The organism is Micromonospora sp. AMSO31t (assembly GCF_008868175.1).
In the GTDB taxonomy this organism is placed as follows: Bacteria; Actinomycetota; Actinomycetes; order Mycobacteriales; family Micromonosporaceae; genus Micromonospora.
On the sequence record NZ_WBKT01000338.1, the window covers coordinates 1 to 502 of the forward strand.

The following is a 502-nucleotide window of genomic DNA, read 5'->3' on the forward strand; positions in this document are numbered from 1 at the left end:
AGCGCCGCCGGGTCCCGCCCGGCGGTCACCCGGCCCGGGCCGCGTGGGCCCGGGCCGGTCGCGGATCAGCCGCGCCGCACCTTGACCCGGGCGGTGTCCGTGTCAGCCACGAAGACGTCGTACGTGGTGTCGTAGGAGGTGGCGTTGGCGGTCACCTCGACGTCGCCCTTACGGAACGGGGTCTCGCTGAACGAGGGCGAACTCGACGTCCAGGCGATCGGGGTGCCCGGCGTGCAGGCCACCTCCGCCCGGACCAGACCCTCGGCGCGCCTGCCGTGCCACGTCTGGGTCAGGCCACCCTCCACGTACACGGTGGCCGGCGCCGTGCAGGTCACCGTGCCGTGCACCGTCACCTCGTCGGTCCCCGGGTCGATCGTGCCCGACGTGGCCACCTCCACGTCGACGGCGAGCACCGGCGGCGCGGGCGGGAAGGCGACGTGCACCTCGCCCCGGGCCGAGCCCGTCGAGTAGTTGCAGCGCTGCTCGAACGTGGCGTCGAACC

The 502-nt window shown here is 74.5% G+C and carries 1 protein-coding gene; it reads right to left on the bottom strand.

Translation table 11 applies throughout. From position 1 onward, the window contains the following. Positions 1 to 65: 65 nt before the first annotated feature. A partial coding sequence (locus F8274_RS31545) for a hypothetical protein (RefSeq protein WP_225854062.1) occupies positions 66 to 502 on the bottom strand: 437 nt, incomplete at its 5' end.